This is a genomic window from Bacillus cereus group sp. TH152-1LC (assembly GCF_027710505.1).
Lineage (GTDB): Bacteria > Bacillota > Bacilli > Bacillales > Bacillaceae_G > Bacillus_A > Bacillus_A mobilis.
Genome location: NZ_JAQFNK010000023.1, coordinates 61,321 through 76,215, shown reverse-complemented (window position 1 = coordinate 76,215; position 14,895 = coordinate 61,321). Strand labels below are relative to the sequence as shown.

Sequence of the window (14,895 nt, the reverse complement as noted above, 5' to 3'; positions counted from 1 at the left end):
GAACCACAAGGGAATAATGGGCACCAGCAAGGAAACAACGGAAGAGAACCACAAGGGAATAATGGGCACCAGCAAGGAAACAACGGAAGAGAACCACAAGGGAATAATGGGCACCAGCAAGGGAATAACGGAAGAGGCTCGCAAGGAAATAATGGGCACCAGCAAGAGAACAATGGAAGAGGCTCACAAGGAAATAATGGGAATCAGCAAGGAAACAACGATAGAGGCTCGCAAGGGAATAATGGAAATCAGCAAGGAAACAACGGAAGAGAACCACAGGGGAATAATGGGCACCAGCAAGGAAACAACGGAAGAGAATCACAAGGGAATAACGGAAATGATCAAGGAAACAAAGGAAGAGAATCACAAGGGAATAACGGAAATGGTCAAGGAAACAACGGAAGAGAATCACAAGGGAATAACGGAAATGGTCAAGGAAACAACGGAAGAGAATCGCAAGGGAATAACGGAAATGGTCAAGGGGACAACGGAAATGGTCAAGGAAACAACGGAAGAGAATCGCAAGGGAATAACGGAAATGGTCAAGGGGACAACGGAAGAGAATCGCAAGGGAATAATGGGCCCCAGCAAGGGAACAATGGTAGAGGGTCTCAGTAAGGAAGGCCCCTACCACATAATATCGAGTGAAAGAAACATCTATAGAATAGGGGGATTCTCTCCATCTGAAGGGACTTTTTAATATTTTTTTAAAATGACGGACATAAAATCGTATATCCTTTCGAATTATATATATGGATATCATTAAAAGTTATCCCGCTTTAATGGGCAGTAAGACCCCCGCCTCAAAATTCAGCGAAAGCAAAGAAGTTAGGCGGGGGATCAACTGCCCATAAAAGCCCGATTGGTTCAACTAATAATCAGTGGGGGATGAAGAAAACCCCCACTGATTAAAGTTTCACTTTATATAAAAGGGGAGAAAAAATATGAAAGAAATGTATGAAGAAATCACTGAAGTATTAAAGGTGTTGGCGCATCCGGTCCGTTTATCATTAGTAAAAATAATGCTTGCAAAAGGTCCTATTAACGTAACGACAATGTATGAAATGTTACAAATGCCTCAAAGCACAATTAGTCAACATTTATCAAAACTAAAAGCTACTAAAGTTGTTACAGGTACTCGGAAAGGGTTAGAAATTTATTATGAAGTAACGGATAATCGTACAAAAGCGATCTTATTAAGCTTGGCTTAAAGGGTGACTGTTTAGACTTCAAAAGAAAGCACTTCAATAACTATAATTTTTTTAGTAACGTTAGTCGTATTTGTTGTTTTTCTATTGGTCTAATGTATTTCTTTATTTGGGTCTTGCCGTATCACTATCAAGCTAAATTATAAATGGACTATAAAAATGAAAGTTTTCTTATTAAGGTCTTTTTGTTAGCTTGATAGTGATGTGCCGTTCCCATTAGTATGTAAAGAAATGGGTACGTTTTTTTAGTCATGTAATCTTTTCATTTGATGATCTTTTCCCCATTCACATAGTTCATCCATAATTTGCATTAAAGATTTCCCGTATTCGCTTATTGTGTATTCAACCTTTGGTGGTACTTCTTGATATACAGTACGATGGATAATCCTGTCAGCTTCAAGTTGCCGAAGTTGTTGTGTCAGAACTTTTTGTGTAATGTTTGGAATTTCTCGCCGGATTTCATTTGTTCGCATTTTTCCATCCATCAAAACACATAAAATATGAACTTTCCATTTTCCACCGATAACATCGAGTGTCGTTGCAATTGGGCAGTCTTCATTTTGATTCATATAACACCTCCACAGGTACTTTAAGGTTCCTATAGCACTTTAAAGTACGTACTTTTCAATTATATGTGACTCACTCATACTAATACGTAAAGGATTGAATAATTTGAAAAGGGGATGGGAAATGATGAGAACACTTGTAATTGTAGCACACCCTGATATTGAAAAATCAAAAATTAATAAAAGATGGATTGAAGAACTTGAGAAACATTCGGATGAGATTACGGTGCATGAATTGTATAAAGTGGCACCGAATTGGGAGTTTAATGTGGAAGAAGAGCAAAAGCTGTTAGTAGAACACGACCGATATATATTTCAATTTCCGCTATACTGGTACAGCTCACCACCATTATTAAAAAAATGGTTTGACGATGTACTAACATATGGATTTGCTTATGGATCAAAAGGAGATAAAGTGAAGGGGAAAGAGTTTGGTCTAGCTATTTCTATAGGTGGATTAGAAAAAGACTATGAAAATAGCGGAATTACGATGGGTGAGTTGACGAAACCATTTCAAGCTACATGCTTATATACAGACATGAAATTTATACCTTCGTTTTATTTATACGGTGCTGAATATAAATTAAGTGATGAAGAGATTGATAAAAGCGCACCGGAGTATGTACGATATGTGATGAATAAGCAGTATTCTAATATATAAGAGGGAATAGCCATTTACTTGTTAAGTAGATGGCTATTTTATTAATTTTATATTCACTAAGTGTAATCTTTAGTAAATTAATAGTTAATCTGATAAAATAAAAAACCTAACATATATAAAGGGGAGTTTTACTTGAGAACGATGCAAAAATTATTACAAAAAAGAGCAATGCAGTCACCAAATTTGGAAGCGCTTGTAGGCGGAAAGAAAAGGTATTCGTTTCAACAGTATAATGAACGAGTGAATCAGCTTGCACACTATTTATTACAAAGCGGTGTACAAAGGGGAGATCGTATTGGAATACTATGCAAAAATAATCATCCATTTCCAAGTGTTATGATGGCAAGTTTAAAAATTGGAGCTGTGTGTATTCCACTAAATCATCAGCTTACTGCGTATGAATTAGAAACGATTGTAAAAGAAGCAAAATTAAAAGTGTTAGTTATTGATGAAGAGTTCCATGAAGCTTTAAAGATTGATGCTGTTAAAGAAATTCCTTATGTAATTAAAACGACAAAAGAAGGCTTTGGTTCATTTGAAGTAACATTACAAAAACAGTCAATTACAGAGCCGAATGTAGAAGTTCATGAAGATGATGATGCGATTTACTTATTTACTTCAGGAACGACTGGACAGGCGAAGGCATGTGTCATTGGACATAAAAACTTACATCATTATTTTGCTGAAATTGCGGGCCAAAGAGAAATTCCAGCAGGTGAACGCTTTTTATCCGTGCATCCATTGTTCCATATGAGTGGCGTGCTTTCTATTTTAAATTGCATTTATCATGGTGTTACGATGATTTTCTTAGCTGATTCGAATCCTACTCTTATTTGGGATAAGATTGAAGAAGAGAAAATTACGACGATGCTTGCGTTCCCAGCTGTGTATAGCTACATGCTTGATGAGCTAAATAAAAAAGAACGTAATATTTCAACTTTTAAAGTAGCGCAAAGTGGTGGTACAAAAGTGCCAGAAACACTTATTCAAAAATATATGGAAAAAGGAATATATATGGTGCAAGGCTATGGGAGTACAGAAGGTTGGGTTGTCACTTCATGGCATCCACTGATGGGAAAAGAAAAGATGTCTTCTGTAGGGAAAACTTTGAAACATGTAGAGCTGAAAATTATTCATCCAGAAACAGGTGATGAACTAACAACAAATGAAGTTGGCGAGATTCATGTGAAAAGTCCATACATGTTTAAAGGGTATTGGAATAATGAAAAGGCGACAAAAAAGGTAGTGAAAGATAATTGGTTTAACATGGGCGATGCTGGCATGATAGATGATGACGGATTCCTACACATTATGGGAAGATATAAAGACGTTATCATACGCGGTGGTGACAACGTATATCCAGATCAAGTAGAAGATGTCATTCATGAACTACATGGTGTTTTAGAAGTTGCAGTAGTTGGAGTTCCAGATGACTTTTGGGGAGAGATTCCGACAGCGTACATTGTAAAAGATACGCAAACGTCTTTAACGGAGGAAGAAATTATACAGCATTGTAAAGAGAAACTAGCAAGTTATAAAATACCCGAAGTTGTATTTATGGAAGAATTACCGAAAAATGCTTTAGGGAAAGTGCTGAAGAGGGAATTAAGAGAAGATGTACTTGTAAAATAAAAAGCGATTAGATGATGAGGAATCCAGTTATGTACAAAGCATAACTGGATTTTTTGTTTATGATTCTGTTAGTGGGTATTGTTAATATTTGAAACTTTTTGTTTATTTTTAGTGTAATATTGAAAATAAAGGAAGTTAATTAATTTCAGTACAAGGGGGAGAAAACGTGGCTATAAAATTAGAATCGGAGCATTTATGTATAGAACCTTTTACCAATGATGATGTATATAGAATTAAAGAATTAGCTAATGACAAGGAATTAGCCAATATTCTTGGGCTTCCACACCCATATAAATTGGAGTTCGCGCAAGATTGGGTTGATATGCAACCAGAACTTATAAGGCAAGGAATCGAATATCCTTTAGGAATTATTTCTAAAGAATCAAGAGAAATTGTAGGTACAATTACACTAAGAATTGACAAAGGTAACAATAGAGGTGAGCTTGGTTATTGGATTGGTAAGAATTATTGGGGCAAGGGTTTTGCAACCGAGGCAGTAAATAGAATGATTCATTTTGGCTTTATTGAATTAGGTCTAAACAAAATTTGGGCATCTGCTATTTCCAGAAACAGATCATCGATTAAGGTGTTAGAAAAGTCGGGTTTGCGTAAAGAAGGCACATTGAGACAGAATAGACTTTTATTAAATACATATGAAGATGTTGATGTTTATGGAATATTAAAGACAGAATATACCGTTTTAAATCATAGATAACAGTTGGTAGTGTAATGGAAAAAGGAAACCCTTCAGAACGGGGTTTCCTTTTTGTATGTCTCAAAAATTGACATTGTAGTTTAACAGGGATCTGTTTATCAAAAACATAATAATTTACTAGATTTTGTATTTTGTGTAAGATAATAAAGAATATTCAATCAATAATTAAAGGAAGAGATATAAATGAAGCTGCCGCTATTACAAGTAGAGACAGAGAGACTTAGTATCCGTCCGTTTCAAAAAGAAGATTATAAAAGTTGGCTAGATGGATTCCAAATGCGGTTACCAGCTCAGTATAAATACGATGATGGCTATCATGACATGTCGTCTTCAACGAAAGAATGGTTCACGGAATGGATAAGAGGTTTTGATGAAGCAGCACATCGAGATGAGATGTATGTATTAGGTATTTTTCGTAAAGAAGACGGAGCTAATATTGGAAAGCTAGAGCTAATAAAAATTTTACGTATGGATTATCAATGGGCGATGATGGGGTATTCCATACATAATCAATACTGGAAAAATGGATATGGTATTGAAAGTGTGAAAGCTGCGTTATCATTATTTTTTAGTAGTCTTCATTTTCAAAGAATTGAATTACATATACATGTTGATAATGAGCCATCCGTTCGCCTTGCGGAACGAGCAGGTTTTTCTTTTGAATGTAAGAGAAAGGCGTTTTCTTTAGAGAATGGTAAGTGGATGGATTTTCTTATTTATTTTAAAAATAAGGAGATGGATATATGAGAGTTTTAATTACAGGTGGAAATCGCGGATTAGGGTTACAGCTAGTCAAAATATTTCATGAAAATGGGCATGTCCTTTATCCGTTAGTTAGAACTGAGGCTGCGGTAACGCAATTGAAGCAAATGTTTAGTTGTAGATGTTTTCCTATATTGGCAGACTTATCGATTGATGAGAGTACGGAGCAAATTAAGAACCAGCTCGAAGAATATACAGAGTATTTGGATCTAGTTATAAATAACGCTGGCATTACTGGAAAGGAGACTGAGGTTTTACGTACGAATTCAGAAGAGTTAACGGACTTATTTAATATTCATTGTTTAGGTGTAATTCGAGCTGTAAAAGGTACATATGTATCTTTAGAGAAATCGGATCATCCGAGAATAATAAATGTGTCCTCTCGCTTAGGATCATTATATAAAATGGCGAACAAAGAATTTCCACAAGGCCAGTTCTCCTATTCCTATCGAATTGCTAAAGCAGCACAAAATATGTTAACACTCTGCTTACAACAAGAGTTTGAAAGTAAAGGAATTCGTGTAACGGCAATTCATCCTGGAAAATTAAAGACTGACATTGGTGCCTTTGATGCGAATATGACTCCGGCTGAAGGAGCACAAAATATATATGATTGGGTAATCGATTCAAATGAGGATGTTTCAGGGAAGTTTATTGAGCCGGGTGTGGGGGAATTGAAATGGTAAAGTATGATTTTATAAGTATTCAATAACTATTTGGATTTTCCTGGAGAATATGAAAGGGTTTGCTACACATAAGTACAATTGGATAAAAAAGAAAGCCCAGAATACATCCGGACTTTCATTATCTGTTCAATACTTCAATATACGAAGCATCTCCAGTTGTTCTTAAAGCAGAGCGGAAATTGTTGTTTTCTAACGTTTTAGCGACTTGTTGTAATTGCTGTGCATCATCATGATGGATAAGTAAGCTGTCAGCGCCGCTTTCTTCTATATGAATGTGTTCGACATTTCCAATGGCATCATGTACCGCTTTTAAAAATTCAGGTTTCATATTGTCCTCCTATATGTATGTAACGTTGTTGTTAGTATTTCCCTATTTTTGAAATATAAAAGTAAATGAATTTTTGTTATATTAAGATTTTGGAAGGGGTTTCTTATTTGTTTGTCAAATAATAGTAAAGTTGTCTTTTGAATTGAGGGAATCTTCGGAATTAAAGGGTGAGGGAATGGACATTTCAATAATTGCGGCACAACTCGTTAAGGAGAAAGTTATTTCACATGATCCAAATAACGTAAAAGTGCTGAACGGAGGAACGATAAGCACAGTATATTTGTTGGACGAAAAATATGTTGTAAAACAGAATGAAGCAGAAGTAATACGTGAAGAAGCTCATTTTCTTTCTTTTTATGAGGGGAATACATTATTTTCAAAGCTTTTGTATAAGGAACCTTTACATACATATATTGTGTATTCTTTCCTTGAAGGTAGAACTTCGTGCGAACGAGGATATAAACGAAGTACGCTTCGTACACTTGTAAAAGAAGTTATTAATAAGTATAAAATTGTTCCAGAGGCAGATGGCTGGGGCTGGAAAGAAAATCCGGTTCAATCTTGGAATGAATTTTTAATGACAAATGTGATGGAAGCTTATGGAAATGTAAAACGTTACATAAGTGAGAAAGAGTATAGAACAGTTCTTAAACTAGCAAATAGGGATGCCGGAGTAAATCAGCCCTTTTTATTACATGGTGATTTCGGATTTCATAATTTTATATTTCGAGAAAATAGGTTACATGGAGTAATTGATCCGTTACCAGTGCTTGGAGATCCTTTATATGACTTAATTTACGCGTTCTGTTCAACTCCGGAAGATATAACGAAAGAAACGATTGATTATGTGATGAAACAATGTGTATTTCATAAACAAGAACGAGATTTGTACGAGGAAATAGTCATAGGATTATATTTGCGTATAGATACATGTTTGAGGCACCACCCGAAAGATTTAGAAGATTATTTAGTAGCTTGGCGTTATTGGATGGACGAAATCAATCCGGCTTTATAGTACAAATAGTTGGGGGGAGATAATGAAATGAACATAGCAGAAGCAAAAAGAGATTTAGCACAAAGAACAAAAAGAGGATTTCCAGTTATAATAGCTGGTATTTTATTTTGGATTGTAGCGAGTGTAACGGGTATTCTTCTTTCTGAAAAGCAAGTTGTGTGGGTGTATTTAATTGGTATGGGTTGTGTGTTTCCTTTCGGCTTAATGATTGCTGCTATATTGAAAATTGATATGTTTGCGAAAGGAAATCCGCTAGGGACTTTAGCTGGATTAATTGGCGGGATAAATGTATTAAATATTCCGTTTGTATTACTTGCCTATTTTCAATTTCCAGAGTGGTTACCTTTCGTAGTAGCGATGTTAATAGGTGTTCATTTTGTACCGTACGTATGGATTTATGAAAGTAAAAGTTATGGTTTATTGTCAATAGGGACTGTATTCGTAACGTCGGTTTGCGGAATTCTTTTTGCAGACAATGGATTTACTGTCATTCCATTGTCAGTTACAGCTGTCTATTTACTGACTCTAATAGGTTTATTAATCGAAAATAAAAAAGTAGATCACTATCAACAAAAAACAGCTTAATAAAGTGAAACTTTAATCAGTGGGGATTCTTCATCCTCCACTGATTATCAGCCCTCACCAATCGGGCTTTTATGGGCAGTTGATGCCCCACCTAACTTCTTTGCTTTTGCTGAATGTTGAGATGGGGGTCTTACTGCCCATTAATGCGGGATAAAAATATAGGGATAGGGGGAATTATGATGAAAAATTTCGTTTGTACAACGTGCGGCGTACAGTATGCAGCAAGTGTGGATGAACCGGTAAGTTGTGTTATTTGTGATGAGGAGAGACAATATGTGAATCCGAAAGGGCAGTCTTGGACGACTTTAGAAAACTTGCAAACGAGTGGTATTTATAAAAATGAAATGATAGAAGAAGAGCATGGACTTTATAGCATTACGACAAAACCGGAATTTGCGATTGGTCAAACGGCATTTGTCGTAAATACGGATTCCTATTGTTTCTTATGGGATTGTATTACTTATTTAGATGAAACGACAATTGAGAAGGTAAAAGAGTGGGGCGGGTTAGATGCGATTGCACTGTCTCATCCTCATTATTATTCAACGCAAGTAGAATGGGCAGAAACGTTTGATGTACCAATTTATATACATGAAGACGATAAAGAGTGGGTAGTACGCCCGAGTAGTCGTATTATTTACTGGTCTGGCGAGTCTTTACAATTAGCGGACGGAATTACTATTCATCGTCTCGGAGGACATTTTAGCGGCGGTTCTGTATTACATTGGGAACAAGGAAATGACGGGAAAGGTATTTTATTAACAGGTGATATTATTCAAGTCGTAGCGGATCAGCAGTGGGTAAGTTTCATGTACAGCTATCCGAACTTAATTCCATTGCCAGCAAGAAAAGTGGAGGAAATGGCGAATCGAGTGAAGCCGTTGCAATTTAACCGTTTATATAATGCTTTTCACGGGGTAGTGAAAGAGAATGCTAATGAGGCAGTGGAACGTTCTGCTGAAAGATATGTTAAGGCGGTAGAAGGAAAATTATTTCGTACGTAAAAGGAGAATTAGCTCTATGAAAACGTTAGTATGCTTTGGTGATAGTATTACAGCTGATGAAATGTTTTTTGATGGAACGCCGAGGTTAACACCGCGTCTGCAAGAGATGTTTCTAAATTGGAAGGTAGTAAATGCGGGTGTTCCGGGTGATAATACTTTCGATGCGTTACATAGGATTGAAGATGATGTACTATCCTATAAACCAGACTTTGTAACAGTTTTTCTTGGTACGAATGATTCGGTATTATTTGATCCAGTGCCATTACAAGTATACAAAGCCAATTTAGAGAAGATTGTAAGTATGATTTCACCAGAAAAAGTATTACTTATTAGTCCTGCGCCAGTTGATGAAGAACGTCAGCATAATAGAACAAATAAAGTACTTGGTCAGTATGCAGACGTAGTAGAGGAAGTGGCGAAGGAAACAGGAAGTTATTTTCTAAACTTATATGCTGAGATGATTCAAGAACAGAATTATAAAAGATTTGTAGAAGATGATGAAAAAGACGGTTTACATTTTGGCCGACAAGGTTATGAATATTTAGCGGGGTTAATTGGTAAAAAGTTAAAAGGGATTTTGTAAGAAGCAAAGTGTGCGCGCTTTGCTTTTTTGCTCTTGCCAAATTTTGAGGCGGTGCACTCAAATAGTGGGATAAAATGTACTTTAAAGAAGTGGTTAGCTGTAACACTATGGGACAATCGTACAAAAGAAAATGATTTGTTCCCTAATGGAATGTATCCAAGACTTAACAGTTGATTAATTGAACTGTAAAGTTTAAAATTACAGTATAGTTTTTAGAAGTGAGTTGCCATCGTTTGTAAAAAACAGATAAATTAAATATTCTCGAATAAATAATATAACGTGTATTTCATTCTAAACTGTAATTTTTTTTAATACATTTCAATAATCTATATAATAATTTTAAAAAGTAAAGGTGTGTGTAAAATATGGTGATTTTATATACGACAGCAAGCTGTAGTTCATGCCGAAAAGCAAAAGCATGGCTTGAAGAACATCAAATTGATTATACCGAAAAAAATATCGTATCAAATTCGCTTACAGTTGATGAACTTAAATCCATTCTTCGTTTAACTGAAGATGGTGCTACTGAAATTATTTCAACTAGATCTAAAACTTTTCAGGAATTAAATATAAATATTGAGGCGCTTTCGCTTAATGAGTTTTATAAATTAATAATTGAGTATCCTCAAATGTTACGTCGTCCAATTATGCTGGACGAAAAAAGATTACAGGTTGGTTTTAACGAGGATGAAATTCGAAAATTTTTACCGCGTAGCGTTCGAACATTTTTGAATATGGAATTGCAAAAAATGGCTAATTAATAAGTAATATTTTGAAAGGAGGAAATAAAAGTGATTGAAGTATGTGTTACGGTTAATTATAAAGATAGAAACTATCACACAAATGTTATTGTGAGTAAAGATACGATTTGGACAAAAATTAAACAATTGGCAGAAGAACAAGTTAAGAAACAGTGGACTGTTTAAATTTATTTGCAACTTAAAAAGTTAAATGAAGTTAGGAGATATAGGGGAGTTCTGATAGAATATAAAGGGATTTATTTTTTCATGCTAAGCATGCTTCTTATATATTTTAACGTTTGACTAACCTATATGTAATATTTATGGCTACAGTATGTTACTAAGCGAGAAATCATATTTTTTATCGTAGGAGGACAATAATGAACAGCGACTTTACCTTGGCCATTCACAGTTTAACTTATTTAGCTTTACAGTCAGATCGGATGTCAACAAGTAATGCTATTTCAGAAAGTGCAGGTGTTCATCCCGTACGCATTCGCAAAGTGCTAAGTTTGTTAAAAAAACATAAGTTTATACAATCAAAAGAGGGAACGGGTGGAGGTTTTATTTTTGCCCGTGATTTAAGTGAAATTAATCTTTGGAATATTTATCAAATAACCTCTGAAGGTGCATTGCAACCGAAGTGTCCAGAATCAAATGATCAGTGTATTGTAGGTTCGAATATGCGGAAAGTTCTTTTTGCTATTTTCTTAGGTGCGGAAGAACATCTAGGTGAATATTTAAAGAATTATACAATGAAAGAAGTTGTTGACCTTATTAATCAAGAACGTTAAGCGGCCTAATTATTATGTAGCCGTGAGTTCTTCAAAAACAACTGTAATGAAAATGATTACAGTTACAGTTAGTTTTTAACGTTACAAAAAATACTTATAAGAAGGTGAAAAGGTATGGTGTCAAATAATAATCATGTTTTAAAAGTGGGAGATTGGGTTCGTGGAATATCAAATGAGGGTGAATTCATAGTTGGTTACATTGTAGCACTTGATGAAGTGGAGGATGTAGTTACAGTTAGCATTGTGAAACGTGACGACAAGTACACAATGAACGAAGCGATTTTACTCTTTAGTAAACACGTTAACAAACTCCCTGAATCAAAGGTAATAAATAAGGAGCAAATCCTTTATCTTATAGATCTTGCATTATTAACAGGGGATGAAGAATGGTTTATTGAGCTTTCTGCAAAATTAAACTCGATAAGAGAGCTAGTTAATGAGGGATTTTAAAAATTATATTATTCGTTTTGAGTAGGTTGAATCGTGTAATAATCAATAATATCATCTAAAAGGAAATGAAATAAAATCCATTCAATACAAACATAGAAATATCCCTGAAGAAGAGTTGAAAAAACTAAAATTAAGATGACATTGAAGTGATTTGTTTGTCCACTCCTAATAATGATACAAATAAGCTGTCCATATGGGCAGCTTATTTTACTTTTTTGTTTAGCAAAAATGTTAGCGGTTCTCTCGTTACCGATCAAGTTAAAAATGTATATGAATGCAATATCTGTAATGTATATCCTGAAAATCGGTTTATACATTTGAAGAGATATTTCTTTTTAACCACATTAATCATTTACTAGAATATCTTTTTTAAATCAAAATAAAATTTTTCGGTAAAGAAATATATAAGTATTTTTAAAATGAGTAACTTAGATAAACAATATTTTACTGTGTTTTTTGCTGATCAATTTTGTTTTAAGTGATAGGGACAAGGGTTTTGTGCTAACTGTAAAATATTATCCATGTAAAATTATATCCAATTAATATTTCTGAAAATATAAAAATATTAATTTTATAAATATACACGTTATAATGAGGGCGTCGAGAGAAATTTTATTATCTCTGGAGAAAATATAAAAAATGCGATTATTAGTAAGAAGGGTGTGTGGTTAGAGGCGAAATGTATGTAAAGTGCTTCAGTGGCTTGTGTAATCAATACCATAAATGCTGCCGAAGCTATTAAAGTGATGTATAGAATTGAGAAAGAAATGCCTCACAAATGATGAGAGGCTGGTTTAGCTAAAATTACTGTTAAAAGTAAAAAAGAGAAACCATTAAAGTAATACACTGTTATTAAAAATGTTGCAACGTATTATATGAAGTCTATTCTATATTGTTCTCTTAAGCGGTCTTTATATAAAGAGCGGATATTACGAGTAAACAATTTTGTGAACGCTAACAATTATATTAGGACGCTAACTAGCGAGTGTTTCAATTAGGATTCATTTTGATGAAGGACATACAATGTAGGGCAACTTGTAAGGAATTCATTTTCCGAAAAAAGGAAATGTTCGTTAGCGATAAAGAGAGACGCTAGAATAGAATACAAGGGGGAGCTATTATATGAACGGGAATACTGCAAAGAAAATAGAAGTTCAAGCTGAAAATACCGCACTAAAAAATGAGCAATATGCAGATCCGAAAAAGTGGCATAAGCAGGATACTACATGGGCATTGAGCCTATTTGGAACTGCAATTGGAGCAGGGGTGCTCTTTTTACCGATTAATGCAGGTTCAGGTGGATTATTATCATTACTACTAATTACATTGCTTGCATATCCAGTTATGTATTACTCACATAGGGCGCTTGCGAAAATGATATACGCTTCTAATTCAGCTGATGAGGGGATCACAGGTACAATTAGAGAGTATTTCGGAAATAAAGCAAGTATCATTTTTAACATCGTATATTTCGGTTCAATTTATACAATCGTACTAATGTATTCGGTTGCACTTACAAATACTGCAAGTAGTTTTATCGTGCATCAATTGCACATGCCAGAGCCTCCAAGAGCTATTTTATCACTTGTATTAGTTCTTGGTCTGATCGCTATATTGAATTTTGGTCAAGATATTACTGTAAAAATCATGAGTATGCTAGTGTATCCTTTCATAGCTTCTCTACTGTTTATCGCAATATCTTTAATTCCACAGTGGAATACGTCAATGCTTAGCTTCTCAGCTGTTTCTACTGCTTCAACAGGAACAGGGTATTTTGGAACGATATTGTTGATTCTACCAATCATCGTATTCTCATTTAATCATTCACCTATGATTTCATCATTTGTTGTGAAGCAGAGAGCTACGTATGGCATAGAAGCTACTGATGCTAAATGTGCGCAAATACAAAAAGTTTGTTATATCATGACATTCGCTGTAGTTATGTTCTTCGTTTGGAGTAGTACATTAAGCTTGACTCCAGAGGATTTAAAAATGGCGAAAGAGCAAAACTTATCAATTCTTTCATATCTTGCTAATGAGCTTAATTCACCTGTAATCACGATTGCAGCTCCAATCATTGCTTTTGTGGCTATTACAAAATCTTTCCTTGGCCATTATATCGGAGCATTTGAAGTAATGCGTGACATGATTATTAAGTTCGGTAAATCACGTGGAAAAGTTATTGAAGAAAAAACAATTAAGACAATCGTCCTTACTTTTGTTGTATTATCATGCTGGTTTGTTGCTTATACAAATCCAAGTATTCTTGGACTTATTGATTCTCTAAGTGGTCCATTAGTTGCTGCTATCTTATGTCTATTACCGATGTATGCGATTCAAAAAGTACCAGTATTAGCTAAATACAAAGGGAAAATGAGTAACGTATTTGTTATTATTGTAGGTGTACTTACTGTTTTAGCAAGTATTAAATCATTATTCTAATTCACGATTGTTAGTTCTATTGCAATATAAAATAGAACGATTTTGGGACAGGATTCTCCGTTTGGAGAGTCTGTCCCTTTTTTAATGAGTGACAAAAGATCATCTTCTACACAGCCTCTTTTCGTAAATAAGGTTGCTTTAAAGCATTACATTTTAAATGTATTGATTTTATGAGATATTTCCGCATAATTGTAGCTAAGGGAGATGATTCTAGGTTGAATGAACTGAATATTAGCACAACAGTTTCGGCAGATATAATTGTTACCCGTCTTATCGGCAAGATTAAAACAGATGATGTGTATGAATGGTTTAATAATTTCGAGCAAGTTTGTCAGCAATTTATTTCCGAGGGACGGAAATACAAATTGTTGGTGGATAGAAAAGGATATACGCCAGATCATTTTTCTGTTCAAAAAGCATGGAAAGATAAGTTTTTCAATGAAACGATTTTGAAACACAGTAAGGCAATTGCTTTTCTTCTTGAAGAAGGGGAGATACTGAATTATTTACAACAATCTAATACAAAAGAATCAGTAAAATTTTTTGATGATTATGAACAAGCATTCCTTTGGTTGAATGAATATCCCATATAAAATTGTTAGCGAACCGGTTGCTTAAGTAACTGGTTTTTTTATGCTTGTAAGTAGTAGCGGGAAGAAAACTTCTATACGAAATGTTTAGTACTAGAGGACATACATTTTTAATGAGTTAAATATAATTCATA

At 34.6% G+C, this 14,895-nt stretch carries 17 protein-coding genes and 2 pseudogenes; 17 read left to right on the top strand and 2 right to left on the bottom strand.

Annotation, left to right across the window (positions count from 1 at the left end; translation table 11 throughout):
- Both PDL00_RS29355 and PDL00_RS29350 read left to right on the top strand, forming a co-directional pair.
- Positions 1-618, top strand: a pseudogene (locus PDL00_RS29355) (hypothetical protein); the annotation flags it as partial.
- 326 nt (positions 619-944) lie between these two features.
- A complete protein-coding gene (locus tag PDL00_RS29350) occupies positions 945-1,211 on the top strand; it encodes an ArsR/SmtB family transcription factor (protein WP_071736354.1) in 267 nt (88 codons plus the stop codon).
- Between the two features lie 242 nt (positions 1,212-1,453).
- Here the strand turns inward: PDL00_RS29350 and PDL00_RS29345 are convergent, their stop codons facing one another.
- Positions 1,454-1,777: a winged helix-turn-helix transcriptional regulator gene (locus PDL00_RS29345; protein ID WP_001072997.1), complete on the bottom strand. Its 324-nt coding sequence runs from the start codon at positions 1,775-1,777 to the stop codon at positions 1,454-1,456.
- Positions 1,778-1,901: 124 nt separating this feature from the next.
- Here PDL00_RS29345 and PDL00_RS29340 point away from each other — a divergent pair, with 124 nt between their 5' ends.
- The 5 genes from PDL00_RS29340 to PDL00_RS29320 all read left to right on the top strand — a co-directional run bounded on the left by PDL00_RS29340 (position 1,902) and on the right by PDL00_RS29320 (position 6,230).
- Positions 1,902-2,435: an NAD(P)H-dependent oxidoreductase gene (locus PDL00_RS29340; protein WP_242256043.1), complete on the top strand. Its 534-nt coding sequence runs from the start codon at positions 1,902-1,904 to the stop codon at positions 2,433-2,435.
- 132 nt (positions 2,436-2,567) lie between these two features.
- Positions 2,568-4,067: a class I adenylate-forming enzyme family protein gene (locus PDL00_RS29335; RefSeq protein ID WP_270733083.1), complete on the top strand. Its 1,500-nt coding sequence runs from the start codon at positions 2,568-2,570 to the stop codon at positions 4,065-4,067.
- A 166-nt stretch (positions 4,068-4,233) separates the two neighbouring features.
- A complete protein-coding gene (locus PDL00_RS29330; RefSeq protein ID WP_242255990.1) occupies positions 4,234-4,782 on the top strand; it encodes a GNAT family N-acetyltransferase in 549 nt (182 codons plus the stop codon).
- A gap of 183 nt (positions 4,783-4,965) precedes the next feature.
- Complete coding sequence (locus tag PDL00_RS29325; protein ID WP_242255992.1) at positions 4,966-5,529, top strand: GNAT family N-acetyltransferase; 564 nt, start codon at positions 4,966-4,968, stop codon at positions 5,527-5,529.
- Complete coding sequence (locus PDL00_RS29320) at positions 5,526-6,230, top strand: SDR family NAD(P)-dependent oxidoreductase (protein ID WP_270733078.1); 705 nt, start codon at positions 5,526-5,528, stop codon at positions 6,228-6,230. The genes PDL00_RS29325 and PDL00_RS29320 overlap by 4 nt, the downstream gene beginning before the upstream one ends.
- A 118-nt stretch (positions 6,231-6,348) precedes the next feature.
- Here the strand turns inward: PDL00_RS29320 and PDL00_RS29315 are convergent, their stop codons facing one another.
- Positions 6,349-6,558 (bottom strand): hypothetical protein, encoded by a 210-nt coding sequence (locus PDL00_RS29315; protein WP_000801653.1) that lies wholly within the window; start codon positions 6,556-6,558, stop codon positions 6,349-6,351.
- A gap of 175 nt (positions 6,559-6,733) precedes the next feature.
- Here PDL00_RS29315 and PDL00_RS29310 point away from each other — a divergent pair, with 175 nt between their 5' ends.
- From PDL00_RS29310 to PDL00_RS29265, 10 genes and pseudogenes are all read left to right on the top strand, one after another.
- Positions 6,734-7,573, top strand: coding sequence for a phosphotransferase family protein (locus PDL00_RS29310; RefSeq protein ID WP_270733075.1), 840 nt, complete (start codon positions 6,734-6,736; stop codon positions 7,571-7,573).
- Positions 7,574-7,600: 27 nt separating this feature from the next.
- Positions 7,601-8,158, top strand: coding sequence for a DUF7010 family protein (locus PDL00_RS29305; RefSeq protein ID WP_270733073.1), 558 nt, complete (start codon positions 7,601-7,603; stop codon positions 8,156-8,158).
- A gap of 179 nt (positions 8,159-8,337) precedes the next feature.
- Entirely contained in the window at positions 8,338-9,162 is an 825-nt protein-coding gene (locus PDL00_RS29300; RefSeq protein WP_270733071.1) for a hypothetical protein, read from the top strand.
- Positions 9,163-9,178: 16 nt separating this feature from the next.
- The gene (locus tag PDL00_RS29295) at positions 9,179-9,745 is read left to right on the top strand and encodes an SGNH/GDSL hydrolase family protein (protein ID WP_270733069.1); all 567 of its coding nucleotides are present in this window, start codon (positions 9,179-9,181) and stop codon (positions 9,743-9,745) included.
- 365 nt (positions 9,746-10,110) lie between these two features.
- Complete coding sequence (spxA, locus tag PDL00_RS29290; RefSeq protein WP_000236195.1) at positions 10,111-10,506, top strand: transcriptional regulator SpxA; 396 nt, start codon at positions 10,111-10,113, stop codon at positions 10,504-10,506.
- Positions 10,507-10,536: 30 nt separating this feature from the next.
- A complete protein-coding gene (locus tag PDL00_RS29285) occupies positions 10,537-10,671 on the top strand; it encodes a BA3454 family stress response protein (RefSeq protein WP_000573513.1) in 135 nt (44 codons plus the stop codon).
- Between the two features lie 194 nt (positions 10,672-10,865).
- Complete coding sequence (gene saiR / locus PDL00_RS29280; RefSeq protein WP_270733067.1) at positions 10,866-11,279, top strand: Rrf2-family transcriptional regulator SaiR; 414 nt, start codon at positions 10,866-10,868, stop codon at positions 11,277-11,279.
- 114 nt (positions 11,280-11,393) lie between these two features.
- Positions 11,394-11,729: an IDEAL domain-containing protein gene (locus PDL00_RS29275; protein WP_242256005.1), complete on the top strand. Its 336-nt coding sequence runs from the start codon at positions 11,394-11,396 to the stop codon at positions 11,727-11,729.
- 1,122 nt (positions 11,730-12,851) lie between these two features.
- The gene (locus PDL00_RS29270; RefSeq protein WP_098095126.1) at positions 12,852-14,171 is read left to right on the top strand and encodes an aromatic amino acid transport family protein; all 1,320 of its coding nucleotides are present in this window, start codon (positions 12,852-12,854) and stop codon (positions 14,169-14,171) included.
- 84 nt (positions 14,172-14,255) lie between these two features.
- Positions 14,256-14,764: pseudogene (locus PDL00_RS29265) on the top strand (STAS/SEC14 domain-containing protein).
- Positions 14,765-14,895 lie beyond the last annotated feature (131 nt).